A 25,174-nucleotide genomic window follows, 5' to 3' on the forward strand; every position below is an offset into this window, starting at 1 on the left:
GGCAAAAAGGGTGCACGGATTTAAGCGTGGGTTGGTCAAAAACCGTGCACTTACAGCAACGAAAAATAACTGATTTAGCTATTAAATCAAACAGATAGTGTTTTCTGAGTAGACTCTAAATAGAGGGGGGCGAAACCTTTTTTGATTGAAAAATCTGTTTCGCAAAATTTAAGTTTTGGGGGAAAGTGCGGCTGGATACTTAGCTATGTAAATCTAAATTTGATCTGGCGGGTTCAAATCACTGGCAAATAATGTAGCCTATTTGCAACAGATGAGGGTTGTTCGCGAGCCTTCATGGCATTAACTTTTCTTTAGTTATGGATTAACATCGATAAGCCCAAGATGACAGCAATTAAGAGCCAGAATGACACATTGTAAGCTAGATAGATTTTCCACAGGCTAAGCCCGGAGCTTTGCCGTGATTGGAATAAAAAGGACTGGGTTTTAAATTTGAGATCGTAAATCTTGCGCTTCTTGGTATCTGCTAATATCTGGTAGGCTTGATTAATCTCATTCAGTCGCTTTTCACGAAGCGCAGGCTGGGTTGAGTTACTGTATTTGTGTGCCAATGCACTATAGGCAGCATCAATCATCTTGGCGTCAACGTTATTTAACAGCCCTAAGACTTGATAGAAATCCGAGTCATCTGCAAAGTTATTATGCTGTTGATCGTATCGGGCTTTTAGCAAGGAGTCGGATAAATGGTTGTAGGCTTCATTGATTTCCGACATCCGCTGATTGGCTTGCTCTTGGTTTTCCGTCCGTTTGTCGGGATGATAGCGATGAGCCAGCAGCTTAAACGCGGCACGAATCACCACGTCTTCAGCATGATGGCTTAAGCCTAAAACACGGTAGTAATCTTTATTCATCAAGGCGGCACAACGAGAGAAGTTATCTTTTTGCTTTTCTTATAAGATATCCAATATAAAACAGCGGGATCAAAAGACCGATTTTTTAAATGCGCGTATCAAAACCCGCTCACTTCCTTTTCCTTTTAATAATTGCCAATAGGTTGCCCAAAAATAAAAGGTAATAAAAAAGGCCTAGCTATTTCTAGCTAGGCCTTTAGTTTTATTTGGCTCCCCCGGACGGGCTCGAACCGCCGACCCGGTGATTAACAGTAAATGGATCTTCTGTTCCATAGAATTCTGTTTGTTTCTTAATTGTTTGATATACATAAAAATTATCGAATAAAATAGGATTTGAAGTATATCATTTTTTCTCAAAAAATATGGCAACTTCTAAGCATGATTACACCAAAATTACACAGGCTTTTCACTATCATTTTCCAGACTTTGAAAGCAGGTGTTTAATGGAATTTCGGGGCAGGGTAAGCCTGCTTGGTTTGCCATGCTAAACACGTATTGCCTCCAAAAAGGCCATACATTATGGACAGCGTTGTATTTTGCAAACTCTTCCAATGCTGCTTGTTCAACGGTGTCAGTCATTTCATAATCAATCTGAAAAATAGCTTCGATTTGGAACAGTGGCTCGGGTTCGGTTTCAGGTTCACCAGTCAACTTCACCACTCTAACCCCTAAATCGGTAAATACCCGAAAAAGAGGCGATTGCTCATCCACATCCGAATAGCTAAGTATTTCGCTTTTTACGCCTGATTTTATTTGTTGCCCCAGCTCACCCGCTTCAGGCAGAGACTCAAAGCGTTTTAAATTACCTTCATAAAGTATGATACTTCTAAGCCTCAATTTTTTTGAAGCTTCGGCAATTAATGCTTTATCCATGATTCAATTCTTGATAATTTTCAGCGATAGGCGATGCTATCAAAGATAGAGGCTTGGATTTCGGCTTAAAGGGAATAACCTTGCCATATCCTGCTTGCGGTGCATCTTTATGCAAACCGGAATGGTCGCTTAACCATTGGCCGACATCGACAGGCTGATCTTCCAGCGCCAAACGCATCAATTTATCCATTGCGGCGCTTTGGATGACTTCCCCCCGCTCATATTTGGAAAACGCATTCGTGCCGCCGCCAAAATATTGCGCGGCTTGTTGTTGGGTTAGTCCCAATTTCGCGCGTAACCCCACAATCTCGCAGCCGGTCAACAAACCATCCACCTTGCGCCAGGCATCGCGCACGCGGCAATCGTTACGCTTAATTTGATCGGGCAAAATAGCCTCTGCTCCGCACTTGGCGCAAACAGAATATTCAACTTCCGCGCTTAACAAATGGCCTTTATAGTCAAACTGCTCGATTTCCGTGAATGCTTGCAAGGCATCCGCTCCGCAATCCGCGCAAATTGCTTTGTTCATAGTTCTTCGCTCATGCTAAATGAAAAGACCCAATACCGACCTGTATTTCACCGTTTGCCAGCAAACGTAATTTCATATAAATCCGATCTTTAACAGCATCGTCATGTTGTTCATAATCGCAAATATAGACATCGTAAATGGCATTTTGATACTGCAAAGACTTTTGAAATTGACTGGCAGTCAAGCCAGCGATGCAACGTTTCACATCCTCGCCGGTATAGCCAAGATTTCTAATATCCGAGTTGACTTTGCGCCCCTCATAGCGGAATTTGCCTTGCTGGGCGGATTGGCGAATGTCGTTAAGCTCGTAGGCAGGATGATAAGCTGCTTTATATTCGTTAACCATTATGGTTAGTTATGTGTGATTTTGCAATAGAGATTTACAAACCAATCAGTTCATCAATCTGCTGAAAAACACCTTTCCCTTGTGTGTTTTTCGCTTCCGCCATTAAAAACAAGCATTTGCCGCAGCTTTTCCGTGCCCACAATTCGCCAACTGCCCGCTTCTCCCTGGAGTCGTCATTGGTCGCATACACCTTGCCTTTGTACTCAACGACCAACAACCGACCATCGACCAATTCGGCTACAAAATCTGGGTAAAACCAGCCTTTTGCTAAGGGTAGACGAAACGCCACGCCGTCCCGATTGATCAAATTCCTAATCCAAAACTTTACTTTTGGATGACTGTCGATCAATTTGGCGCATTCAAATTCTTCGCCGCTTTCTTTCAAATCCTCAATCACTGAATAGAAATGCTTGGAAAATTGATAGCGGCCTTCATAAAAAGGCGGTCGGGCCGGGTAATAGCCTGGCGAAAATTCACACACATGGTCAAATCGCGTTTCCAAGTTGTTGTTTTCCTCAAACAACGCATGCTGAAAGCCCTTGTCAGCTGCTTGTTTCCGATATGATTCAATCTGTTCGCGTACCGCCCGCGCCAGCGCATACTTACTACGCACCAAGCCGGTAAGCGGCAAACCTTGCGACTTGGTTAGGTTGGCAATCAATTTGGTTAAAAAAGCGCGTAACTGCGCTGGAATCAAACCGATTTGTCGTACCTGAGGTTCTAGCCAGAATAACAAATCGTTTTCGGTGTAGCCACTTTCCACCCAATCCAGGTTGTACGCTTGGTTTTGATCAGCCAAGCGATACACCAGCTTTTTACCGGCCATATCCACTTCAAAAGTATGTTCGGTCTGCGCCAGTTTGAAATTCGACAATTCTGCAGGATAGTCCAGCAATGACCATTCACCGCGCCAATGCATGAAGGCATCGCTATCGAGCAAGTGCCAAAAATCATCCTGTTTCCAGCATAGTTGCGGCAACGGCGCAAACACTTCACCCCGCTGCGACGGTACGCGCGCCACAATTACCCGTTGGTTATGCAGCTCAATTTGCGCACTGAATTGTTGCTTTTGTGTGCCGGCCACCGTCTTGAGCAATTGCGCTTTGGTTTCCGGGGACACTTCGCCTTTAATCTCAACGCTAAAGGTATTCTGCGGCGTAGTCGTCACCACCACATTTGTCGCCGCCTCCGGCGGCAACTCAGGCTTGGTTTTCATTTCAAAACGCAAGGTCGGTTCAATCTGCGGCGCTGGATCACTCTCTTCGCCTTCAAATATGTCTTTCTGGTTTGGGTTACCTTGCAGCAAGTTTTCGGCAACTTCCAACGCCTCAAACCCCATGTCGATCAGCTTGTCGGTAAGCTGCTTGGCGACAATCGAAAAATCCGGGGAGGCCAAATGCGCATACGCCCGGTTCAACGCTTCGCTATTGCGCCGCTTGGCATAAGGCATCCTGAGCACTCGCCCCAGCAACTGTTCGGCATCCTTGCTGGATTTAACGTCCTTGACCGAACAAAACACATAGGCAAACGAACAGTCCCAGCCTTCCTTCAAGGCTTCAATGGTGATGATGTATTTGATCGGGCAAGCCCTAGAAAACAGGTTTAAACCATCCAACTCGCGTTGCTTGCCGGTCGCTATCGCTATTTCTCGTTCGTCGATATGCAGTTGCTCAACCAAATGCGCCTTCAACACTTCAACGGTTACTGCACCGTTTTTCGCTTCGGCCTGGAACAGCACGATAGGCCGGATAAAATCGCTTTCCTTGTGCGCCTCCAAAGCCAGCTTCTTGCTGGTCAACACCGCATCGCGCACCGCCGCTTGCCAGTCCTTATGCTCGGTCAACACGATCGGCAGCTTAATCATGTGCTCGGCTTTGAGTTCCGAAGCCGAACAGCGATACAGCACATTAGATGAGGATGTCTGGCTGTTATCGGGTGTCGCGGTGAACTCGATAATGCAAGCGGGATGCAGGCGTTTCAAGGTGTCGAAGGTCAGTTTTGTCCGGGCGTTGTGCGCCTCGTCCATAATTACCAACGGCTGATGCAAGGCCAGCAAATTAGCAAACGAGGCTTTGATCTTGTCGATGTCCTCACGGCGTAAACCGTTTTCCTGCAAATCCTTTTCGCTGATGCGTTCCAAACGCTGTTCCGGGTCAGCAACGCCGACAAAATGCGGTTCGAAGTCCTCATGATGCACATATACTTTACGCCCGCTGGTATCTTCCACGCGCAACGCAGCCAATGTACCGACGATAACCAAGGTTTTGCGGCCTATGTCTTGGCGGCGAATTTGAGTCACTTCGCCGACATCAAACACCCGTAACCGGTCCAGCCCGAATTCGTTTTCCAATGCTTGACGGTATGGATGTCCGACGGTTTTCAAGGCCTCCAACGTTTGTTCGCGGATCGTGTTGGTCGGCACCAGCCATAACACCACCGGGTAATCCTGTTCCAGATAGGCTTTTTGCGCCACGCTCACGGCATAAGAAGCCAGTACGGTCTTGCCGCCGCCGGTCGGCAAGCGTAAACACACATAAGGCAGTTCGCCGAAATCGTAATGCCGGTAGGGAACGGGCGGTAAGCCCTGATCGAGATAACTTTGCTTGAACGCTTCGGCAACCGGGCCGCTTCGCGCGGCGCTCAGGAATTGCGACAACGCCGTCAAGGCGCGGGTTTGATAATCCTTTAACGCAAACATCACACCGCCGGAATTTGCTTGAATACGATATTTTCGGCCTCCAGCCGTGCCTTACCGAAACGGCTGGCTTCGCCGTAAATGATTTTGCGCCCGGTATGCGGCGGCAAGCTGTCCAGCACGGCTTGCGTCAGCACATTGCCGCTTTGCGGCCTGCGGTCGCCGAGAATACCGTTGTACAGCAGATAATAGGCGGTATCGTCATGGATGCCCAGCAACGGCGAATCGGCAGTTTTTGCCAGTGGTATACGGGTTTCGCAAAACCAGATATGGGCCGCCAAAGACGCGAAACGTACGTTATGATGGATGGAACCGTATTCGTCAAAAATCGGCTCACCCAAGCGGAAAAAATGGAAGCCGCTGCCCCCTTGCCAGTTGACGGCTTTGGAAATGCCACCCTGTTCGCCTTCGACAACTTTTTTCAGGCGCGTCTGGCAATGGGTTTGCGCGTGTTCGCCCATTTCGATGCCGATGTAGCGGCGCTGCATTTTGTGGGCTACGGCAACAGTGGTGCCGGAGCCTAAGAAAGAGTCCAAGATCAAATCATTTGGGTTTGTGGCTATATGAATTATTCTAAATAACAGCGCTTCGGGTTTCGGAGTTTCAAAAGCCGCTTTTTCACCAAATAACTTTTCTATTTCTGCGCTTGCATGCTGATTGAATCCAGTATCATCCCAAATTGACGGGGTTGTCATTCCTTGCTTTGCTTCGAATTTGAAAAGTTTTCTCATCGGTGTTTTAGCAGTTCCCTTTGCCCCCCAAAATAGTCTATTCTCATTTTGTAGACGCATCATTTCTTCCCTATTATGTCGCCAACAAGTTCCTTGACGAGGCCAGACTTCTTCGCCTGTATATGGATTAGTTATTGGATAATAGAGGCTTTCTACAAATCGACCGCCTTTACCATTCGCTGTAGTATCGATCTTTCTGAATGCGCCTCGGGGATCACGACCGATTGGTTCATCAAATTCTTGATATTGGGAATCAGCCTTCTCAGTTCTCGGCATTAAATTAAAGGATTCTTCAGCTTTGGTTTTCTTCGAGTCACTTGATTTCGATTTTGCCCAAACCAATATATGTTCATGAGTGGCGCCTATTTTTCTATCATTTGGTGCGCCATCTCGTTTTTTCCATGAAACATCAACAATAAAATTATTTCTTCCGAACACCTCATCCATCATCACCTTCAAATAATGCGCTTCGTTGTCGTCGATGGACACCCAGATACTGCCATCTTCCGCCAGCAGTTCCCGTAATAATTCAAGACGCGGATACATCAGGCTCAACCACAAGGAATGCTCCAGGTTGTCGTCGTAATGCGTGAACGCCGAGCGGGTATTGTAAGGCGGGTCGATGTAGATGCATTTCACCTTACCGGCATACAGCGGCAGCAGGGCTTTCAAGGCTTGCAGGTTGTCGCCTTGAATTAACATATTTTCGCTATTGGGATCGCCCGCGCCTAGTTCCGGCACCGCTTCAAGTAAACGGTAAGGCACTTTTTGCGCGGCGCGCACGGCTTCGGCTTTGTTGAGCCAATCGAGTAAAGGCATGGATTGGATTTAGTCCTTTATACAAAGTGGGATTTACGGCAGGGATCGTTCAAGAGCCGTACAGTATTAGGTATTAAAAAGTGGAGTCAATTAGTTCCCGGTAAGCCAAAATCATGCTGTCTTCGGCCACGCCTCCCCAGATTAGCCAGCGAAGTAAATCGTCAAGAATATCCATCGCATCATCGCTTAACCTATAATCCAAAATTTTGTAAGAATCGTGATGTGCACCAAACGGTTGGAGATGATCCAAGCGGAGCAATGATTCCTCAGCGCCGGAAATGGGCAACTTGTCCCAATGGAATTGCGGATATTCGCAATGGCGAACCCTTTCAATAAACTCTGGGCTATATCCGGCGCGTTTGCCATTTTGATCAATGCCGTAATAAGGTGCGGCCAGAAACGTTGGGGCGGTGGCATGGTTGGGCTTGCCACGAGTGAGGGCTTTATCAACGGGAATGGTCTCAGAACTAAAAACCAAGGATGGCCTTTTCTTGGCGCGGTACGCGGCCCAGACTTCTTTTTCGTGCAAAGTCATGGCCGCGACAGGGAGACTGACTTGGCTCAGCGGCCGGTCAACTTTCAGTGGCGAGACCTTAACGGTCGCCGAGTGGTGTTCAGTGGCTGCGTTACGCCCGACAGGCTCGAATGTATAGGGTATTTGGTCTACATGAGGCGAAAACGTGATAACAAGGGCACCCCTGCATAGTTTCTTGTTTTCGTTTTTTACCCACCAGTCGCTGGGTTGTATGATGGATTGCAGGCTATCCTCAGGAAACATCTTCACCTTTCCTAGTGGCCGACTTCCAGACATCGCTCGAAAATTCCGCCGTGATGGTGCGGGGAGAAAAGGGTTCGTCACCTAGTGATTCCAACCAAGCGATACCCGCTGCATAAACATCGTCATATCGAGGATTAATCACTGGGTTTATCAGCTTGGGCGCTTCCGATTTTTTCTTTTTGTGCAATTCACGCAAACCAGCCATTTTTTGCCGCAACTCTTTTTTCTTCTTGTTGGAAAGTTGATCCATTCGAAGCGTCTGGGGGCATTCATCAGCTTTTGGCGTGTTATCAACTGCAAGCGAGAGGTCTAGGCGCTCGTTCGGAGCCGCAGACAGCATTGGTCTTGTTTTGTAAACGTAATCCAATAGGCTTGGCGTGTCTTTTCCGAACTTATGGATAATAGGCTTCAAGTGCATCGTGATAGAAGAAGGAAGAGCGCGCCGTTTCTCGTCTAATAATCTGTCGTCATGTAAGTCCCACCTTACCCAATCTTCTTTGTCGTCATAGTCGCTAGCAAATTGCTTTCTGTTTGCATGAATGGCGTTAAGCGCGGGTTCTATTCGGGCATGAACTGCTTGAGACCACGGGCCGAATTTGTAAAATTGCCAGTCAATGCCGGTAAAAGACTGCCCATTGTTCGATCTAGCGAAACTCAGGTCTGCCAGATAAACGTATTTGATGATGTGAATGGGGCCGAGCTGCCGATCAAAACAATCGTCCTCATCGCCCGCCGCTAAGAGCGAGTATTGGATTACTAAGTCGATATTACTCGTGTTAATAGACATCATTGACGAGTGCGGCTAGTCGGTATTTCCATAAGATGGGGTTGTAGTAAAGTAATTTCATCTTCTTTAAACCGTCTACCGTCTAATTTTAGCGAGTGCGGTAAGCCTGCTGGTGCATCGGCTATTTCATTAACCCACCAATCGGGAAGCAGGAACTGAATATATTTTGGGCTTTAGCCGACCGTCTGTAACTCACTTACAGGCGTTTCATGTGCGAATTTGCCGTTGTCATGATCCACCTCTCGGATTTTGATGGTTGAAATTGAATTTCTCGTGGACGGTACTTAAGCCGAATTCGGCTGTAAATTATAGCTTTAAAGTAGACTCCAGGCTATCAGCGTTTTTAATGTCTGGACTTTATTGCTGCCTTTGGCTAACTGGCGCTGGTCACATGTTGCTTTGTATATTCGCTAGCCTATCATTCAACATCCCTAATTTCGCAGCAATCCCGACCAGCGCCCGATCTGAATGCTCGTTGTGCTTGGCGAACAATCGGTAATAGGTTTTCCAATGCATCCCTTTTGGCTTGCCGCCCGGCAAGTTGAGGATGCCGCGATGCCAACCCAGCTTGTCCCTGATCTTGTCCGCCCTACGGCTCGCTCTATCGTCTGCCGTTTCCCGTTGGCTTTTATACGCAAGACGGTAGCAATGGCGGCAAGCAAAATATTTGCCACCCAGGTACAGCACTGCCACACGCCGACCGCATCCAACCGCCGGGCAAGTGAACCAATAGCGCAGCCCACCATAATTACAGGCAGTCGTTTGCAATCTGACCGGATAATCCAGGCTTTCCCATTCGTCGCCATTCCTGTGATAAGAATAAATCAAACGTAACTGGCCGCTTTCAACTTTGACGCCAATCGCGGCGACTCTTTCACCGTTGCGCAGCCATTGCCAATCCAAGTATTGTCCGGGCGTCAAATAGCCTTCCCGCTGCCAGCGCCTTATATCAATCGAGCGGCAATCTTCCGTGCAATCCGCCCCAAATTTCCTGCCGCTACCGAATCCGCCCATTGTCGTATTCCAAAATTATTAACACTTCACTTATTTTCGAAGGCGAATCCAAGTTCACGCCTGCGCTTTATAACCAAGTAGTTGCCGTCTTCAAGAACCTCCAGCCGATTTTCGACGTCACAATTTGGGTCTTCACCTGCTTTTTGGTAAATGATTCGGGCGGCATAGCCAATTTCCTGTTTAAGTCGAACGCATAATTCCAAGCCTACTTCGTGAAACGTTGACCAATCAAACGCCTCCTCATTGCCCCATACCGAAACTTCGCGTTCAAACTTCATTTGCCACTCGGAAAAATGATCTTGAAGTTCTTGCGAAACTGGATGATCGCCATACCAGCCGCTTGAATAGCCAATACAAGGGCCAACGCCATTGCCTTCATCACCATTTCTTTTTATCCAGCCATAAGCTCCGCCAAATTCAGGCAGGATGTTGTAAATAATCTTCAGGGGCTGATTCAAAGTTTTCTCCAAAAAATATTTTCCGAAATCATTAGCCAAATTAACCGTTCTGTTCACTATCAAAATTGGCTGTAACCCTTGCCGAATCTGGCTTTTGGGTGGTTTCCAAGTCTGGTATTTTTTGCGCCAATTCTGCGGCCACAAGCGCCTTTATTTGCGCTTCCCAAGCATCATTTCGGTGTGAATCAGGGTATTTATACTGGTCTATGACCGGATTTGCCAGCCGATTTATCAGCGGATTGTCACCATTGAGTTGTTGAACCACCACAGTTAAAGGCGTCGGGGCTTTCCCAACAGGTTTGCCGACTAGATATTGCGCCAGCCAAGCGCGCGCCTGAGCATCGCCTTGTTTGGCGGCTGCAAGAGCACTACTGACTACTTCTTGCCAATCCTCCAGCGTGACGGTTTCCAAGAGTGCGGACATATAATCGCCTTCGGTGCGGCGATGGGTGGCGCTGCCTTTGATAAACGTTTGTTGTTTGCGTTTTGCCATTGGAATATCTTTACCCTAGATTAAGTTCTGTAACTATTTGGTGAAAACCGAGTGGCCATATCGTTGACCAAACCGGGAACTCTGGGAACCCTGCCCATTGCCCTTATCGGGTGCGGCATGGGGTCATAGCGAAGGGAGCCCCTTGGAAAAATTACCGGGAACCCGTCCTTTTAAAACGGGAACCGTTCCCAGTTCTGAAAGCACAGTTCCCAGTCGAAAACATTAAAAGACTCCGCCCAAGCAGGCCGCAAGGCACACAAACGGCGGCAGCAAATAAAGGTTCCCAGAGTTCCCGGTTTGGTTGGCTTTATGCATCCCGTACTTTATAAACCTATTTGCGGTTACTGCGGTTCGGCTTCCATGATGCTTTCCCACGGGAAATTGCCGCTTAGCTCTGCCGCATTGTTTTCTGTCTCGTTTCGGGAACTCTGGGAACCTTCGCTTTCATCTAGCGCAGCCAACGCTAACTGGATGACATTTTGCTTTTTCCCCGCAATCGAACGCTTGACGGTATGCCGCGATTCGTTTTTGGCGTTCTCTTGGTTGACCACCAGCAAGCCTTTGTCGCGCAAGCGCCGCCAGAGCGTGCGTTGAGTGACTTCAAACGGTTGATGCTGATCACTGGCTAGGCGTTGCACCGTCGAAAAGGCGGCGTCGGGATCAAGGCATATATAATCATCCAGCAGCCAGCCGATACGGTCACCCTGTGGTTGTAGCCGTTTGCCTTCAAAGTTGTCTTCTATGGTTTTCCACCCCCAATAATGCGCTGTGGCGCTGAACGGCGGGCCATTGTCCCGTGCTGAAATATGGGCACGTCCTGTATTGAACGCCGTCCTGAGCAGGTTCAAGAAACGGCTCACTTCGTCGCAGTCGTTTAGGAACTCGCCCTGTTTGTCCATCAATTTGGAAAGGTGCGTTTCGCCGTTTTTGAGCAAGTCATGGTGTTGATCCGGCGTGATAGCGCCGTTTTGCAGCGCATAATCCGCAAACAAGGTTAAGCCAATCATTAAATTGGCGAAATTGTCTACGCCACGGCGATGACTAAATTGCAGATTGTCGCGTTGCCGATAATCGGCGATGGTTGTCTTTAAGTGGGATGACAAGGTATCGATTTGCGGCGCAAGCCATTGGATGAACCCGCGCATGGCTGTTTGCAACAAACCATTGGCAGCGGCCTGTTGTAATTCGGTAATCACAGCAAAATCGATGTCGCCTTTTTTGACTTCCGCGATGACCATCCTTGCCCTAAGTGATTCGCCACGGGGTATATCCTCACCGGTGGATACGATAAAACCACGCGGATAATAGGCGGGTCGGGCTTCCAGGGTTGCGCTCCGCCGCCCGCGTCCGGCTTGGTTGCCCGCGCCGCGCAAAATACGATCCGCCTTGGCGTGTAACTTTTCCACGCCAGACTTGCCGCCGACAGGCTTAAAATCGTCGATTACAAACAAGCTGTCTTTCGCATGGTGCGCTTTCATTTCCAAATCGGTCGGCGAGTCTTCCCAGTTGGCCGGGAAATCGCGCGCGCTGAATTCACCAAAATGCGCGAGCATCAATGCAGTCAATTCCGACTTGCCAGCGCCGGTTTTGCCGGATAGGTAGGTAACTTGATCGATCCGGTGGCATTGGTAGGTGGGTGTACGGTAAGTGGTCGCCAGCAGCAGGTAACCGATTTCGGGAATATCCGGTACAGCATTCAACAATTTAAGGCTGGCTTGGATGGCAGCAATGGCGTTGATTCCAGATAATGGGAATCGATAGAGATGCATCGCGCCGCCGCCATCCACATCGACGCTGATGCTGTCCAAATTATCATCAGCCCCTAATGCGCCGCCATGATGCAGGTAGCGCCATTGTCCTTCGATCTTTTTCCAGCCGATATGCCCGTAGACGGTGACACGCTCGACATTGCCGGACAATTTTTGAATCGCGCAACGTAAATGGTCTTTGACGGTTTGCCCGGCATAGACAATCGGCTCGTTGCCCCAGTTGGCGGTTATCCATGTCATGCCGCCGAATTTAACCAACGGCACATTGATGGTGGGCAGATGTTTGCCGCCACGTAGTTTACCGGCAATATCGAAAGCACCGCGCTCTTCCGCGCCGTCGTCATGAATGATTTGGCGTTGAATGGTCGCGGTGAAATTGCATAGTTCAACCGGGACAATCGTGCCGCTTTCCGTGGTCTTATTCCACGTTATCGCTTGGTTTTCGATGGTGTACGGCCAAGCATCCAGTTTTTGAGGGCTTTGCCGGGGATGGGTGCCGTCGGCAATGGCGTTAAGGGTTTTGTTTTGCCGGTGCGCATTTACCGCCTTGTCCAGTTCTCGCAAGCTGACTTTGGCTTGGCGCATTTCGCCTTTGATACGCTCGTAATCGCTGATCGCATGTTCTTTAAGAAGCTGTAGCGCATCCAGCGCTTCAGGTTCAAAAGGGAAGCCTAAGTCCTTTTTATCCCAAGCGGCGAATAATGCAATAGCATCGGCAATCGGTTTGTCGCGTTCGGTTTTTGCAGATTGCAATAACTGTTCCGCATCCTCCAGCGCATTTACGGCGATAGCGTTGCGCTGATCCAGCAATATCGAGAGGATATTGGCCTCGCTGACTTTGCTATTCATCAGCTCATTAAGCAGCGGCCTCGATTCGCCCCCGTCCCTGATATGCATTTTGCAGGTTTCAGAAACCGGCAATTTATCGACATTAACCAAATGGAAACTGCCAGGCAATCCGGCATCTTGTGGCGTAATTTGATTGTTCCAGCCACCTTGTTGCGCTTTTTTAAACAAGGTGTTGGCTGTCACTTGACCGTTGGCATTGCCTTGGGTGTGAAACGTATTCCAACGGTAAGCCGTTTCGCCGCATTTATACAACAAACCGCCTGCACTCCATTGGTCCCATGCATCAAAACCGGCTTGGCCACCTTTACAAGCGTGATGGATAGCCATGCCGATATTAAGCCAATCTTGATAATCGCAATCAGGGTCAAGATAGCGAAGCGCTGCTTTGATATCCGGCAATTTCTGTCGGTCGACGGGTTCCAAAATCGGCTTGGGGTCTTGACGCTGAACAGGAGGTAATACCCTTACGACGGTTTGCCATGAATAAGGCAAACCACCAGATTCTTGAACGATCCTTACCAAATGCGGCTGCTCGGGGTTTTTCATGTGATAGCTCCCGGCAAGACGCAATACCCGCGAACGGTCTTTTGCATTCGGATCGCTTCCATGATCGTCAACCAGTCGTTGTTGTACCGTCTCCCATATCCCGATTTTCAACGGTGCGTCATCCAGCAAAAAGTAGTAATGCCTTTTTCCTGGTGAGGATTCGATAATAAAGTGCGGATCGAGTTGGGGAAGCTTAGCGCCGGGTCGATCAGCTTCAATCCACAAGGCGCGTAGGCGGTTAATATCGTCGGTTTTGCGTTTTTTTCCGTGCGTCTGGTTGACGCAAACAAAAATTCCCGCTCCTTGGCGGTTGAGCTTTTCCAATTGGGGTAAGGCGGTATCCAACGAGGAAAACAGCATATAAGTCAACGCCGGGTTTTTACGTTCTTTTTGGTCATCGAACGCGCAAAACAAAAACTGTTCAGCGGTTTCATCTAATAGCGAAAGGTGTTTTTCGGCTAGGGCTTTATCGAAGATCAATTGGCTCTGCATGGGCAGCTATGAGATAGGTTGTTAGTAGGCAATAGATGTTTTTTTGCCGGCCAAACTAATTACCCGTTTTGCTTGCCGCATTGGGCGGTGCTCACTGCCGCGCCTCTTGCAAGCCATTCGTCCAAATCCGTTTTGAAATAAAAAATTCGTCCTCTTTTGATGAAACGTGGACCTGTGCCTTTGCATCGCATCATAGCCAATGTCTTCTCGCTGAGACCGACATACTCCGATGCATCTTTGGCGCACATGCGGCCATCGGGATAAAGGCGAATTTGTATAGCTGAAACACTATTTGTCATCAAAAATTCCTTATGCATCCATTGAAAGCACAATAATAATATCACATTCTATGTATTGCAATAGAACACATGTGCGTATAGAATAAATCAGAAGTTTTTGGAAACTACGAAGGGGATGACATGAGTGAAAAAGAAACCAAAAAAGCCAGTGGCGGCAAATTATCACGGTCCGAAACCGTAACTGTTAGGCTTGATCCAAAATTACGCTATCTGGCTGAACTAGCTGCGCGCAAACAGCGAAGAACGTTATCTAGCTTTATCGAATGGGCGATAGAAGACAGCCTGAACAGGGTGGAGATTTATCATGGCTCGGGATACAACGGCGATCCTTCGCTAACAGTGCATGATGAAATTAATACGCTTTGGGATGTGGACGAGGCAGACAGATTTTGTAAATTAGCCATGTCATACCCGGAGCTGCTGACCCATGAAGAACAAAGACTTTGGAAGCTAATTAAGGAATTAGATATGGCCATTCCAGGGGAAAAAGATGAGCAAACATGGAGCTTATTATTGGATGGCAAGCCAATTTATCCAGCTGTACGGGCGCTGTGGGGTTCTCTATGGGATTGTATCAACGGCGACTTGCAGCATAAAGATTTGCTTCAAATCATGGAGCGCACCATTCAACCATTGTCATTTTGGCTAAAAAAACAGCCGGGCAAGGGGAATTTTTCTACAAATAACAATACCGACTTCGATGACGATATTCCGTTTTAGGGGGGGGGCAATAATGGCGCTTAAATTTTCTACGCTGACCAGAACAAATGCACGCAAGCTCAAGGCAGGCGAAAAACTTCAAGAACACGGTATTACATTCGAACGGCTATCAAATGGAGATGGACGTTACTCTGTTAATATCATGGTGGACGGGCAACGAATACACCGTGTGATTGGTAAAGAAAGCGATGGGGTAACGCGGGAGCAGGCAGAGCAATTTGTCGAGCAAGCGCGAACTGATGCCAGGCAGGGTCGATTGAATTTGCCCAAAGGGCGGAAAGTTGTGCTTGGTTTCACTCAAGCCGCAGAAAAATATCTTGAAAAACTGGAGGAGGAGGGCGGAAAGAATTTACCGAAAAAACGCCACCAGTTGCGAGTGCATCTTTCCGGTTTTTTTAAAGACAAGCCGTTGGCAGCTATCACTAGTTTTGAAGTGGAGCGATATAAAAAAGCAAGACTGGAATCTGGTGCAAAGCCGGGCACGGTAAATCGTGAGCTTGCGGACTTGTCGCATTTATTTACCAAGGCTGTTGAATGGAAATGGCTGGATCACAAGCCGGCTCAAATTAAGCGACTGAAAGAAGGGAACGCCAGGATAACCTATTTAACAACTGATCAAATAGACCGTTTGTTGGAGGCGGCTCGATATGATCAAAATCCCTATATCTACCCGTTCATCGTTATCGGTTTGGAAACTTCAATGCGAAAAATGGAAATCCTTTCTATTCGCCTTGAGCATATAGACGTAGCACGGCGTATCATCTACATTCCCAAGGCAAAGGCGGGAGCCAGGGAGCAGCCAATGACGCAGAATCTTGCAAAATTTCTAAGCGGTTATTTAGAAAGTGCCCATCAAAGTCAAGAGTGGCTGTTCCCCGCTGATTCCAAAGCAGGGCACACCATTTCCATTGAAAAACCGTTTCGGCGTGTTGTGCAAGCCGCTGATCTCGATGTGGAGCAAGTTGTGCGTCATACGTTGCGCCATACCGCCATAACGCATTTGGTTCAAGCTGGTGTGGATTTACCAACTGTGCAGCGGATTAGTGGGCACAAGACTTTGCAGATGGTGGTTCGTTATTCTCATCAAAATGGCGAGCATATCGGAGCCGCAATGGACAAGCTTCAGGAAAGATATCGAAAAAACTCTTAATCCATCGAGAAATTGGAGCTGAACGGGGGGATTGTGACGAGAAACGTTTTTTGAATAATTTTGACGTGATTACACCAAAATTACACAGGAAATAAAAAAGGCTTAGCTGAAAAAAACAGCTAAGCCTTTGATTTATTTGGCTCCCCCGGACGGGCTCGAACCGCCGACCCGGTGATTAACAGTCACCTGCTCTACCGACTGAGCTACAGGGGAATGATATGTCGATATACTTATTGATTGGCGCGCCCGGAGAGATTCGAACTCCCGACCGCTCGGTTCGTAGCCGAGTACTCTATCCAGCTGAGCTACGGGCGCCTAATTGAGCCGCTCATTATCCTTTAATTTTTTTTCGTTGTCAACAATTCCTTTTAATTTTTTATGAGCAGTTTGAAAACATGGCGGAGAGAGAGGGATTCGAACCCTCGATGGGCTTTATAGGCCCATACTCCCTTAGCAGGGGAGCGCCTTCAGCCTCTCGGCCATCCCTCCGGATTGGTTTTTACTTTGAGCTGTCTGTGTCTGTGGAATCAGCTTGTTCTTTTTTAATGCGTTCGTAAATCTCTTCCCTGTGAACCGAGACTTCTTTAGGTGCGTTTACACCGATCCGTACTTGATTCCCTTTGACTCCAAGAACTGTGACGGTTACTTCATCACCTATCATTAATGTCTCACCTACTCGACGAGTCAAGATAAGCATAGCCTCTCTCCCTAATCACATTGAAAACTCACTGTTCTTACACAGCATCCAACTCATAGGCGGAAAGTATATCATCAATTTTCATTAATGAAAAACCCTATCGAACATTCTTTTTCATTAATGGCGGGTTTTTTGCTTAATGCTTCCATGCCGGATTTTTTGCGATTTTCGATTTTTTCTTGTTAAGGCTTTGAAAATGAGATGTTTCTTGTCAATTTCTTTAAGGGGTGATCGTATACTGGCATATTTAAGTAGTTTATGGGCCTGTTGGGTTACCTCTCCGCGAGAAAACATGGGATAATTCGCGGCGAATCACATCCCATAACTTGCATGTTCATAACAAAATGGCGCAATACATCTATTCAATGAATCGGGTCGGGAAAATCGTTCCGCCCAAGAAATACATTCTGAAGGACATCTCGCTGTCCTTCTTTCCCGGCGCGAAGATCGGCGTTTTGGGTCTGAACGGCTCGGGTAAATCGACGCTTCTGAAAATCATGGCCGGAATCGATAAGGAAATCGAAGGCGAGGCGGTTCCGCAAAAGGGAATTCATATCGGTTATCTGCCGCAGGAGCCGCAACTGGACCCGATTAAAAGCGTGCGCGGCAATGTCGAGGAAGCGGTTGCTCACATCAAGGCGACGCTGGCCGAATTGGATGCCGTTTACGCCGCCTACGCGCTGCCCGATGCCGATTTCGATAAACTGGCTGCCGATCAGGCGCGTCTGGAAGACATCATCAATGCGTGCGACGGCCATAATCTTGACCGCCGTCTCGAAGTTGCCGCCGATGCCTTGCGCCTGCCGGACTGGGACGCCGACGTGACGAAATTGTCCGGCGGTGAGAAGCGCCGGGTCGCGCTCTGCCGTCTGTTGCTGTCGAATCCGGACATGCTGCTGCTGGACGAGCCGACCAACCATTTGGATGCCGAATCTGTCGCCTGGCTGGAGCGTTTCCTGCATGATTATCCGGGCACCGTGGTTGCAGTCACGCATGATCGTTACTTTTTAGACAATGTCGCCGGCTGGATTTTGGAGCTCGATCGCGGCGCGGGCATTCCATGGGAAGGCAATTATTCAAGCTGGCTGGAACAGAAAGAAAAACGGCTGGAACAGGAAGAAAGACAGGAATCTTCCCGCCAAAAAACGATGAAGGCCGAGCTGGAGTGGGTGCGATCGAACCCGAAAGGCCGCCATGCGAAAAGCAAGGCGCGTCTCGCGCGGTTTGAGGAATTGTCATCGGTCGAAGTGCAAAAACGAAACGAAACTCAGGAAATCTACATTCCGCCAGGGCCGCGTCTCGGCGACGTGGTGATTCATGCCGATAATATCAGCAAGGGATTCGGCGATCGGCTGTTGATTAGCGATCTGAGCTTCAAACTGCCGCCCGGCGGCATCGTTGGCATCATCGGACCGAACGGGGCCGGTAAAACGACCTTGTTTCGAATGATGGCCGGCATCGAACAGCCGGATTCGGGCGCGTTGACGATGGGTCAAACGGTGCAATTATCCTATGTCGATCAGCTCCGCGACGACATGAATCCGAACAATACCGTGTTCGAAGAAATCTCGGACGGACTGGACATCATCACGGTCGGTAAATATGAGACGCCGTCGCGCGCCTATGTCGGCCGTTTCAACTTCAAAGGCGCGGATCAGCAGAAAAGAATAGGGGATTTGTCCGGCGGCGAGCGCAACCGGGTGCATCTGGCCAAGCTGTTGAAAAGCGGCGGCAACGTGCTGCTGCTTGACGAGCCGACCAACGATCTCGACGTCGAGACCCTGCGCGCGCTCGAAGAGGCTTTATTGGCGTTTCCCGGCTGCGCGGTAGTCATTTCGCACGACCGCTGGTTTTTGGACCGGATCGCGACGCACATGCTTGCATTCGAGGGGGACAGCCAGGTGGTTTGGTTTGAAGGCAACTATCAGGATTACGAGGCCGACAGACACCGCCGTTTGGGCAGTGATGCGGATAATCCGCATCGGATTAAGTATAAGAAATTGACGCAGTAAACAATTCACTCAATCCTGGGTTTCACTCGCGCCCAAGCATGCTGCTTGGGCGCGTGCGTTCGATTAATATTACGATTGAACGATTACGAGGCCTTCCCCGGTTTTTGATATCGCAAAGATGCTGGCGTGGCTAGATCATGCCGGCAACGCCACGACGATGATGTACGATCATCGCAAAACTCATCTTAAAAAACAGTCTAATATGTATGTTAATGTCATTGCCGGAACGGTGATGACGGCATCGCGAAATGTGTACGACAAGGGGTTGCCGCAACGGTGGTAACAACGAAATCCCAGGATGTTTGCCGCTCGATAACTGTTCATCATCAGGGTTCAAAAAATGAATAATAAATCACTTACAACTCGAACACTAGATTTTTGGTTACTCGGCGGAGCCAGTCTGCTGCTTTGGCTGATCATGACGGTTTTACAATTCGACCATGATCATCCCGCCATAAAACCTTATTTTAACAATACGCCTTACATCACGGCCTCGCTGGCTTTAGTCATCAATTACCCGCATTTCCTAGCCTCCTACAAACTTGCCTATACCCGCAACGGGAGGTTTATTCGACAACACCCCCTGGCGCTATTGTTAGTGCCTAGCTTGTTGCTGCTTGTGATCATTGTCGGCTATATGAATTTTGACAAAGAAATTGCCGGTAGTGCATGGGAACGGTTCGTTCACCATATTCAAGCGGAAGGTTTTAGTGTCGGCGTACTCTACCCCTCGCCTTACTGGCGTGATTTTGTGTTGGGTTTGCTGATCAACCTGATGTTTTTTACCGTCGGCTGGCATTACACCAAACAAACTTTCGGCTGCATGATGGTGTATGCCCATTACGACCATTACACGCTTACCAAATACCAGCGACTCATTATTCGTTATGCATTGCTGTCGGTATGGTGGCTGAGTTTTATTGGTGGCAATATCAGCCAGACATCAGCTCAATTTTGGGGCTTTCACTATATGACACTGGATTTACCCGACTGGTTATGGCCGCTAAGCAAAATTTTGGTTTTGGTGGGACTGGCAGCCATTGGGGTGGTGCTATATCAGGTCTATCAACAGAGTGGTAAGAAACCTAGCCCACAGTTTTTGGTGGCCGGTGTTGCTCTCTATGTTTGGTGGTTGCCCTGGACGCGTCAGGCCGATTTTTATGGATACTGGGTGCCGTTTTTCCATTCTCTGCAATATCTGGCGTTTGTGCACACACTGGAAAATAATCGCCTCAAACATCAAGCGAATCAAGGCATCGCGGCAACCGCCATCGTTTTGGGATTGCTGGCCGGCGGCTGGCTGATTTTCGAGTATTTTCCGCACAGTCTGGATATGGCTAATACACAGGCTACGCATGGCATCGCCTATTGTTTTTTGACCACCACTCTCTTTATCAACATCCACCACTACTTTATCGATCATGTCTTGTGGCGAATGAGCGACCCGCACATTAGACGGTGGTTGATTGAACAAAATTAGGGACTGTCGCCATTTTGCCCGGCTCTGAAAATTAGTTGTATCGCCTCATTGATTGAATTTTTCAGTTAAAAGACAAGCAACTCATGCCGCGACAACTTGAACCGCCCCGGTTTTCCCGGAGGCCACTGGTTGTGAGTCATGCTGCAAGCGCCGACTCGGAAAGTTGTTGATAATACCTTTTTTCGGCTTCAGCCGGAGGGATATTGCCAATCGGACCCAGCAAACGGCGTTGATTAAACCAATCGACCCAGGTCAAAGTAGCCGGCTCCACGGCTTCACGATTTTTCCAGGATTGCCGGCCGGTGAATCACCTCGGCTTTATACAAACCATTAATGATTTCGGCCAGGGCATTATAATAGGAGTCACCTACGCTACCCGCCGAAGCCTCAACGCCGGCTTCTGCCAAACGCTCGCTATAGCGGATCGACACGTATTGTATGCCCCTATCGCTATGATGGATCAGGCTACCATCGCGCGCTGGCCGACGATCATACAAAGCCTGCTCCAGCGCATCCAAAACAAAGTCAGTCTGCGCAGAAGCGGAGACTGAACAGCTCCTGCAATACCGGAGAGACTCGGTTTTGCCAGAGAGGTTAGTTACGTTGTGAAATAGAGGGTCTTTGTCGTCGTACTAAATCCATCGGTAACGTTAATCAGTACTGTAAAGGCCTTATTATTTCCATTTGGTGTGTTAATGGCCTGAGTTGTCGCGCCTGTAGACGAATTAAAGGTTATCGAGCCAGAATTGCTTGCCCCGCTAGGGGTGATAGTGATATTACTGCCAGACAACACACTATCGTCGATTATTGTCAAGCTCAGGGTAATCGTTGAGCCCTTTGTTACACTACAAGGGCTGCTATTGCTAGTACAACCGCTATAAGAGCCAGTCACGCTTATTGCAGGTGGTGTACCCCCACCTGTTGGCGTTGGTGTTGGCGTTGGCGTTGGCGTTGGTGTTGGCGTTGGCGTTGGCGTTGGCGTTGGCGTTGGCGTTGGCGTTGGCGTTGGCGTTGGCGTTGGCGTTGGCGTTGGCGTTGGCGTTGGCGTTGGGGTTGGGGTTGGGGTTGGGGTTGGCGTTGGCGTTGGCGTTGGAGTTGGAGTTGGAGTTGGAGTTGGGGGGACTGCCGCTAGTAATACCACTCCAGATTTTACCGGATCAGTTTTGGCAATATACGAAGTCAACTGCACGGTTTGCGTGACCCCTCTCGGGTCTGTCCAGGTCACTGTGACATTGGCTTGTTTGCAATCCATTGAATTGGCACAGGCCGAGATGGTCCATGTGCGGGTAAAGCTGGCATTGGCTCCCGCCGCGGTATTGTTATCCGAGCCGGCATAGGCGGCATAAGTGCCTTGATTGGCGAAGGTGCGCAATTGCTCGATTTTGTCTTGCGCCAAATTCAGGGCATGGGTTTTCATTCGACTATCAGCACTGTTAAGCATCGTGACACCCTGCAGTTTGGCTAGGCCCAACATAGCCACTGCGACTATAATCGCGGCGATGAGCGCATCTAAAAGTGCGATACCTCGTAAGGTGCGAGCTAATTTTTGCATGTGATGCTCCTTAAAAGTCTTTCCAGGTGCCGGGAATGCGGGTGGCATCGTCCATGCCGATGTTAAATACCGTATTCAAATTACCTTCATTTTCCCAATCTACTTCGATAAATTGTGAATTTGCATTGGGTTTTGCGACATCACCTTCCCAAATTACAGAGCCATAAACCGTTGCGCCACCCCAGCCATTCGATGCGCAGTCCGTCGGGGATTCCATATAGACAATGCCGTAGATAGTGATGCCGCCATTGAATTTAGGGCAGCCGCTTGCACTTGGAATGATCAGAACGATCGGCTGATGCGGCGCTCCTATGGTGGTGCTATTGATGCCAGTGCCTGAACATGATCCCGATATATCTCCACTATTGATCGGGCCGCCATTGTTTATAATGTAAATAGACGGCGAAGAGTTGGCTGGCCCGCAGGGGATAGAGCCGTTATAAACGTGTCCTGCTGCGGTTGCGAGAGCTTTGGCGTCGACCAAGCTCATATTAAATACATGATTCCATGAGCAGTTGGTGCTGGGGCAGCCGGGAAAGCTTCCGCGATTGAAGGTGGTCGCGGTGTCGTCTTCGCCGCTATCCTTGACGCCGTTACCGTTAGTATCATTCCAGGTGGTTACATCCAGATGTCCTTGCTGTAAGCAGGAAGGATCAGACGATGTGCCGCCGATTACGGCATTATTTGTAGCATTCAGCACGAACGTATCCGGTGTTCCGGTCGGCGCGCTGGTAATACACCCAGCGATAACCCAGGGTGGGGGCATCGTAGCCCCCACAGTGTCGAATAATGCTTTGGGGATTTGCTTAACAAACGCTTCTGAATTTGCTGCAATCGTGTTATCGGTCACGCCCTGAGCAGAGGAGGTAACGCGGATGGAATCGGTGCCTTTGGTGTAAGTCAGGATGTAGTTATAAGTTTCGCCCGTTGACGAGCCTGACACAGTCGTCAGGCTGGATGGGCATCCGGTAGGCAGTGATCCAGTAGCACAGGTAATCGTAGCGGGAATTGTATGATTTTTTGCCCAGGCCACCCCATATTCCAAACCCGCCTCGGCTGCTTCCTGGGCTTCGCGGGCGCGCAAGTCGTTACCGGCAGACTTTTGCTCCATTACTCCAGTGTTGACAGTGGACAGAGTAATAACTGCCATAATAATCGCCAGCACCAATACTACAATTAAAGCGGCGGCGCCTTGCTGACGTGAATTAACGTTGATAAGGATGAGCGGCGGCATGATGAACTCCGTTGAGTCAAGCGGTTAAGGAATGGCGGCCAAAAATTTGTCGTTGCGCACACGCACTTGTTCGGTGATGGACTGCGTGACGCCGGTATCGCCACGCAGTCGGCCAGCCAAAAGAATGGTCACATTACGTACGTACAGACATGCCGGATCGGGGCTACCATCACGGGTGCAGGTGTTGCAGGCTTCGCCGCTGTCGCACAGTTTATTACCATATAAACCAGTTATGCATGATGAACTGGCTGAGTTAGGATTTTGATCGTCGCCATCGGGGCAGCCGTCACCGTCGGTATCGGTTGCCATGCTGGTGGCGTTGAGCGTGGTTGAAGTGAGAGTGAAAGTGAGTCCGGTGATTTCTACTTCCGGTTCGGTGATCGATTCCCATTGGCCGTCCGTACAATTTTCGTTGGTGCCACCACTACTGCGCATTTCCAGCTCGCCTGTGTTACTCAAGCGAAAGCCAAAGCGTTCGGCGCTGTTCACAATCGGTGGACCATCGTTGTTAGCGTTATAAGCATAAACAATACAGGTGTTAGTGTTGTACACCGCTATATCGGTGGTTGCTCCCGATGTCACATTGTCGAAAAATGGGTTGTTCTGTAATGAGGCCCAATAGGAATCGGGGGTATTTGTTACAAACCCAGCCCGACGAATATCGCGAGCCATAATATCCATCATGCTGCGCATATCCTGGTTCAATCGGCTGAGTTTGATGTTATCGCTTTGGCCTTTAACCGAAGTGATAAAGAGGCTAATGCCAGCCGCCACGATGATCAAGCCCACCAACACACCGATCATTAGCTCTACTAAAGTGAAGCCTTTTTGTGTATGACGTTTTTTTAACATGCTTCGTATCCTCCCATGTCGCCACAAATCCGAGCGCGCCCTAATGTGCTTACACTAACGCCGGCGCTGAAATAGCTGGATGTGATGGTTGTTGTGCCGTTATTGGGATTAGTGCCACGTACCGGGTCAAAAGTGGTATAAGTGACACCGCCGGCAAAACTGGCTGAGGATATTGCCGTAGAAAAAAAGTTACTGCCATTAACGGTTTTGAGCAAAGTGTTGGCACCAGTCGGGTCAGCATTGATCGTGTAACTCCAGTTGCTGCCGGTAACAAAGGTCACTCTGATTTTTTTATTCCGTTTGATAGATTCGGCCCGTGCCCAGCGCAAATCGGCTAACACAGCCTCGGCTGCGCTGGTGATGCGTTTTTTATCCAGCGTTTTGTTGAAAGAGGGAACAGCCAGTACTGCCAAAATCGCAACGATCGCAATGACGATGAGTAATTCGATGAGAGTAAAACCGATGTTGCTTTGTGTTTTCATGCCTGACTACCTTCATAGCTATGCAGCCAAGTATAGTAAAGTTCTATGGTCTGTAAATCAGTTGACGGAACTAAAAATGGATATTACTCGCAAAAGTGCGGATTGTTTCGCAAAGTAAATTGACGGGTCAGATTGGTGCTTTCGATCATGTAAACATGGATCTGCTATGCTTTAGCAGTAAATTAGCATCGGATAGGGGGAAATAAATGGGCTCATTCAAACGAGATAATGGCTTCACTTTCATTGAATTGATGATTGTTATTGCAATAATCGGTATCTTGGCTGGGATTGCTTATCCCAGCTATATGGAATATGTCAAGAAAGGTCGCCGCGCCGATGCCAAATCGGCTCTTCTTCAGGTTCAGCTTGCGCAAGAGAAATACCGAACAAGCAATACCAGCTATGGCACGTTGGTTCAGATTGGACTGCCGGCTAACTCGCCAGATCAGTATTACACTGTAGCAGTTTCAAACCCCACAACCACCGGCTATACAGCTACGGCTACACCTACAGGGGTGCAAACCGGCGATAAATGTGGTAATTTTCAGATTAACGAGGCAGGTACCAAATCTGTTGCGAGTGCGGCTTCCGGTTACGATGCCGCGAAATGTTGGTAAAATGTTTCAATGACAAATGAAAGTACTGAAT

General features: G+C 48.7%; 23 protein-coding genes, 3 tRNA genes and 1 pseudogene. 6 read left to right on the top strand and 21 right to left on the bottom strand.

Going from position 1 to position 25,174, the window contains the following annotated elements; all coding sequences use genetic code 11:
- Nucleotides 1-311 precede the first annotated feature (311 nt).
- From U2W12_RS03090 to U2W12_RS03150, 13 genes are all read right to left on the bottom strand, one after another.
- Entirely contained in the window at nucleotides 312-869 is a 558-nt protein-coding gene (locus U2W12_RS03090; protein WP_326499209.1) for a DnaJ domain-containing protein, read from the bottom strand.
- Between the two features lie 393 nt (nucleotides 870-1,262).
- Nucleotides 1,263-1,742: a hypothetical protein gene (locus U2W12_RS03095; RefSeq protein ID WP_326499210.1), complete on the bottom strand. Its 480-nt coding sequence runs from the start codon at nucleotides 1,740-1,742 to the stop codon at nucleotides 1,263-1,265.
- The gene (locus tag U2W12_RS03100) at nucleotides 1,735-2,271 is read right to left on the bottom strand and encodes a type II toxin-antitoxin system MqsA family antitoxin (protein WP_326499211.1); all 537 of its coding nucleotides are present in this window, start codon (nucleotides 2,269-2,271) and stop codon (nucleotides 1,735-1,737) included. Before U2W12_RS03100 ends, U2W12_RS03095 begins: the two co-directional genes overlap by 8 nt.
- 10 nt (nucleotides 2,272-2,281) lie before the next feature.
- Nucleotides 2,282-2,617: a type II toxin-antitoxin system MqsR family toxin gene (locus tag U2W12_RS03105; protein ID WP_326499212.1), complete on the bottom strand. Its 336-nt coding sequence runs from the start codon at nucleotides 2,615-2,617 to the stop codon at nucleotides 2,282-2,284.
- A gap of 34 nt (nucleotides 2,618-2,651) precedes the next feature.
- Entirely contained in the window at nucleotides 2,652-5,315 is a 2,664-nt protein-coding gene (locus U2W12_RS03110; RefSeq protein ID WP_326499213.1) for a DEAD/DEAH box helicase family protein, read from the bottom strand.
- A complete protein-coding gene (locus U2W12_RS03115; protein WP_326499214.1) occupies nucleotides 5,315-6,862 on the bottom strand; it encodes a site-specific DNA-methyltransferase in 1,548 nt (515 codons plus the stop codon). Before U2W12_RS03115 ends, U2W12_RS03110 begins: the two co-directional genes overlap by 1 nt.
- Nucleotides 6,863-6,935: 73 nt before the next feature.
- Nucleotides 6,936-7,640 (bottom strand): hypothetical protein, encoded by a 705-nt coding sequence (locus U2W12_RS03120; protein ID WP_326499215.1) that lies wholly within the window; start codon nucleotides 7,638-7,640, stop codon nucleotides 6,936-6,938.
- A complete protein-coding gene (locus tag U2W12_RS03125; protein WP_326499216.1) occupies nucleotides 7,630-8,430 on the bottom strand; it encodes a hypothetical protein in 801 nt (266 codons plus the stop codon). The genes U2W12_RS03120 and U2W12_RS03125 overlap by 11 nt, the downstream gene beginning before the upstream one ends.
- A gap of 384 nt (nucleotides 8,431-8,814) precedes the next feature.
- The gene (locus U2W12_RS03130; protein WP_326499217.1) at nucleotides 8,815-9,441 is read right to left on the bottom strand and encodes a hypothetical protein; all 627 of its coding nucleotides are present in this window, start codon (nucleotides 9,439-9,441) and stop codon (nucleotides 8,815-8,817) included.
- A gap of 26 nt (nucleotides 9,442-9,467) precedes the next feature.
- Nucleotides 9,468-9,938 (bottom strand): hypothetical protein, encoded by a 471-nt coding sequence (locus U2W12_RS03135; RefSeq protein WP_326499218.1) that lies wholly within the window; start codon nucleotides 9,936-9,938, stop codon nucleotides 9,468-9,470.
- A gap of 1 nt (nucleotide 9,939) precedes the next feature.
- Nucleotides 9,940-10,392, bottom strand: coding sequence for a hypothetical protein (locus tag U2W12_RS03140; protein ID WP_326499219.1), 453 nt, complete (start codon nucleotides 10,390-10,392; stop codon nucleotides 9,940-9,942).
- A 341-nt stretch (nucleotides 10,393-10,733) separates the two neighbouring features.
- A complete protein-coding gene (locus U2W12_RS03145; RefSeq protein ID WP_326499220.1) occupies nucleotides 10,734-14,048 on the bottom strand; it encodes a PriCT-2 domain-containing protein in 3,315 nt (1,104 codons plus the stop codon).
- 59 nt (nucleotides 14,049-14,107) lie between these two features.
- A complete protein-coding gene (locus U2W12_RS03150) occupies nucleotides 14,108-14,347 on the bottom strand; it encodes a helix-turn-helix domain-containing protein (protein ID WP_326499221.1) in 240 nt (79 codons plus the stop codon).
- 120 nt (nucleotides 14,348-14,467) lie between these two features.
- Here U2W12_RS03150 and U2W12_RS03155 point away from each other — a divergent pair, with 120 nt between their 5' ends.
- Complete coding sequence (locus U2W12_RS03155; protein WP_326499222.1) at nucleotides 14,468-15,067, top strand: hypothetical protein; 600 nt, start codon at nucleotides 14,468-14,470, stop codon at nucleotides 15,065-15,067.
- Between the two features lie 13 nt (nucleotides 15,068-15,080).
- Nucleotides 15,081-16,217: a site-specific integrase gene (locus tag U2W12_RS03160; RefSeq protein ID WP_326499223.1), complete on the top strand. Its 1,137-nt coding sequence runs from the start codon at nucleotides 15,081-15,083 to the stop codon at nucleotides 16,215-16,217.
- Between the two features lie 137 nt (nucleotides 16,218-16,354).
- Here the strand turns inward: U2W12_RS03160 and U2W12_RS03165 are convergent.
- The 4 genes from U2W12_RS03165 to csrA form a co-directional block, all read right to left on the bottom strand.
- Nucleotides 16,355-16,430 (bottom strand) — tRNA-Asn (locus tag U2W12_RS03165).
- A gap of 25 nt (nucleotides 16,431-16,455) precedes the next feature.
- Nucleotides 16,456-16,532, bottom strand: a tRNA-Arg gene (locus U2W12_RS03170).
- Nucleotides 16,533-16,613: 81 nt separating this feature from the next.
- Nucleotides 16,614-16,706: transfer RNA gene (locus U2W12_RS03175), tRNA-Ser, on the bottom strand.
- 10 nt (nucleotides 16,707-16,716) lie between these two features.
- Complete coding sequence (gene csrA / locus U2W12_RS03180) at nucleotides 16,717-16,914, bottom strand: carbon storage regulator CsrA (RefSeq protein ID WP_326499224.1); 198 nt, start codon at nucleotides 16,912-16,914, stop codon at nucleotides 16,717-16,719.
- A 344-nt stretch (nucleotides 16,915-17,258) separates the two neighbouring features.
- Here csrA and ettA point away from each other — a divergent pair, with 344 nt between their 5' ends.
- Both ettA and U2W12_RS03190 read left to right on the top strand, forming a co-directional pair.
- Entirely contained in the window at nucleotides 17,259-18,926 is a 1,668-nt protein-coding gene (gene ettA / locus U2W12_RS03185) for an energy-dependent translational throttle protein EttA (protein ID WP_326499225.1), read from the top strand.
- A 340-nt stretch (nucleotides 18,927-19,266) separates the two neighbouring features.
- Nucleotides 19,267-20,406 (top strand): hypothetical protein, encoded by a 1,140-nt coding sequence (locus U2W12_RS03190; protein ID WP_326499226.1) that lies wholly within the window; start codon nucleotides 19,267-19,269, stop codon nucleotides 20,404-20,406.
- A 136-nt stretch (nucleotides 20,407-20,542) separates the two neighbouring features.
- Here the strand turns inward: U2W12_RS03190 and U2W12_RS03195 are convergent.
- A pseudogene (locus U2W12_RS03195) lies at nucleotides 20,543-20,954 on the bottom strand (integrase core domain-containing protein); the annotation flags it as partial.
- A gap of 355 nt (nucleotides 20,955-21,309) precedes the next feature.
- Here U2W12_RS03195 and U2W12_RS03200 point away from each other — a divergent pair.
- Nucleotides 21,310-21,606: a hypothetical protein gene (locus U2W12_RS03200; RefSeq protein ID WP_326499227.1), complete on the top strand. Its 297-nt coding sequence runs from the start codon at nucleotides 21,310-21,312 to the stop codon at nucleotides 21,604-21,606.
- A gap of 362 nt (nucleotides 21,607-21,968) precedes the next feature.
- On the opposite strand, the gene U2W12_RS03205 is transcribed toward U2W12_RS03200, so the two are convergent.
- The 3 genes from U2W12_RS03205 to U2W12_RS03215 are packed head-to-tail and all read right to left on the bottom strand — an operon-like array spanning nucleotide 21,969 to nucleotide 24,526.
- Complete coding sequence (locus U2W12_RS03205) at nucleotides 21,969-23,192, bottom strand: PilX N-terminal domain-containing pilus assembly protein (protein ID WP_326499228.1); 1,224 nt, start codon at nucleotides 23,190-23,192, stop codon at nucleotides 21,969-21,971.
- A 24-nt stretch (nucleotides 23,193-23,216) separates the two neighbouring features.
- Nucleotides 23,217-24,044, bottom strand: coding sequence for a prepilin-type N-terminal cleavage/methylation domain-containing protein (locus tag U2W12_RS03210; RefSeq protein ID WP_326499229.1), 828 nt, complete (start codon nucleotides 24,042-24,044; stop codon nucleotides 23,217-23,219).
- On the bottom strand, nucleotides 24,038-24,526 hold the full coding sequence (locus U2W12_RS03215) for a GspH/FimT family pseudopilin (protein ID WP_326499230.1): 489 nt from the start codon (nucleotides 24,524-24,526) through the stop codon (nucleotides 24,038-24,040). The genes U2W12_RS03210 and U2W12_RS03215 overlap by 7 nt, the downstream gene beginning before the upstream one ends.
- A gap of 206 nt (nucleotides 24,527-24,732) precedes the next feature.
- Here U2W12_RS03215 and U2W12_RS03220 point away from each other — a divergent pair, with 206 nt between their 5' ends.
- Nucleotides 24,733-25,143, top strand: coding sequence for a type IV pilin protein (locus tag U2W12_RS03220; RefSeq protein ID WP_326499231.1), 411 nt, complete (start codon nucleotides 24,733-24,735; stop codon nucleotides 25,141-25,143).
- Nucleotides 25,144-25,174 lie beyond the last annotated feature (31 nt).

It is taken from the genome of Methylomicrobium sp. Wu6 (genome assembly GCF_035916875.1).
Taxonomy (GTDB): domain Bacteria; phylum Pseudomonadota; class Gammaproteobacteria; order Methylococcales; family Methylomonadaceae; genus Methylomicrobium.

What these genes read in the sequence shown, in the direction of transcription:
- U2W12_RS03090 (WP_326499209.1), bottom strand. Translation starts at nt 869, where the DNA reads ATGAATAAAGATTACTACCGTGTTTTAGGCTTAAGCCATCATGCTGAA.
- U2W12_RS03095 (WP_326499210.1), bottom strand. Translation starts at nt 1,742, where the DNA reads ATGGATAAAGCATTAATTGCCGAAGCTTCAAAAAAATTGAGGCTTAGA.
- U2W12_RS03100 (WP_326499211.1), bottom strand. Translation starts at nt 2,271, where the DNA reads ATGAACAAAGCAATTTGCGCGGATTGCGGAGCGGATGCCTTGCAAGCA.
- U2W12_RS03105 (WP_326499212.1), bottom strand. Translation starts at nt 2,617, where the DNA reads ATGGTTAACGAATATAAAGCAGCTTATCATCCTGCCTACGAGCTTAAC.
- U2W12_RS03110 (WP_326499213.1), bottom strand. Translation starts at nt 5,315, where the DNA reads ATGTTTGCGTTAAAGGATTATCAAACCCGCGCCTTGACGGCGTTGTCG.
- U2W12_RS03115 (WP_326499214.1), bottom strand. Translation starts at nt 6,862, where the DNA reads ATGCCTTTACTCGATTGGCTCAACAAAGCCGAAGCCGTGCGCGCCGCG.
- U2W12_RS03120 (WP_326499215.1), bottom strand. Translation starts at nt 7,640, where the DNA reads ATGTTTCCTGAGGATAGCCTGCAATCCATCATACAACCCAGCGACTGG.
- U2W12_RS03125 (WP_326499216.1), bottom strand. Translation starts at nt 8,430, where the DNA reads ATGATGTCTATTAACACGAGTAATATCGACTTAGTAATCCAATACTCG.
- U2W12_RS03130 (WP_326499217.1), bottom strand. Translation starts at nt 9,441, where the DNA reads ATGGGCGGATTCGGTAGCGGCAGGAAATTTGGGGCGGATTGCACGGAA.
- U2W12_RS03140 (WP_326499219.1), bottom strand. Translation starts at nt 10,392, where the DNA reads ATGGCAAAACGCAAACAACAAACGTTTATCAAAGGCAGCGCCACCCAT.
- U2W12_RS03145 (WP_326499220.1), bottom strand. Translation starts at nt 14,048, where the DNA reads ATGCAGAGCCAATTGATCTTCGATAAAGCCCTAGCCGAAAAACACCTT.
- U2W12_RS03150 (WP_326499221.1), bottom strand. Translation starts at nt 14,347, where the DNA reads ATGACAAATAGTGTTTCAGCTATACAAATTCGCCTTTATCCCGATGGC.
- U2W12_RS03155 (WP_326499222.1), top strand. Translation starts at nt 14,468, where the DNA reads ATGAGTGAAAAAGAAACCAAAAAAGCCAGTGGCGGCAAATTATCACGG.
- U2W12_RS03160 (WP_326499223.1), top strand. Translation starts at nt 15,081, where the DNA reads ATGGCGCTTAAATTTTCTACGCTGACCAGAACAAATGCACGCAAGCTC.
- csrA (WP_326499224.1), bottom strand. Translation starts at nt 16,914, where the DNA reads ATGCTTATCTTGACTCGTCGAGTAGGTGAGACATTAATGATAGGTGAT.
- ettA (WP_326499225.1), top strand. Translation starts at nt 17,259, where the DNA reads ATGGCGCAATACATCTATTCAATGAATCGGGTCGGGAAAATCGTTCCG.
- U2W12_RS03190 (WP_326499226.1), top strand. Translation starts at nt 19,267, where the DNA reads ATGAATAATAAATCACTTACAACTCGAACACTAGATTTTTGGTTACTC.
- U2W12_RS03205 (WP_326499228.1), bottom strand. Translation starts at nt 23,192, where the DNA reads ATGCCGCCGCTCATCCTTATCAACGTTAATTCACGTCAGCAAGGCGCC.
- U2W12_RS03210 (WP_326499229.1), bottom strand. Translation starts at nt 24,044, where the DNA reads ATGTTAAAAAAACGTCATACACAAAAAGGCTTCACTTTAGTAGAGCTA.
- U2W12_RS03215 (WP_326499230.1), bottom strand. Translation starts at nt 24,526, where the DNA reads ATGAAAACACAAAGCAACATCGGTTTTACTCTCATCGAATTACTCATC.
- U2W12_RS03220 (WP_326499231.1), top strand. Translation starts at nt 24,733, where the DNA reads ATGGGCTCATTCAAACGAGATAATGGCTTCACTTTCATTGAATTGATG.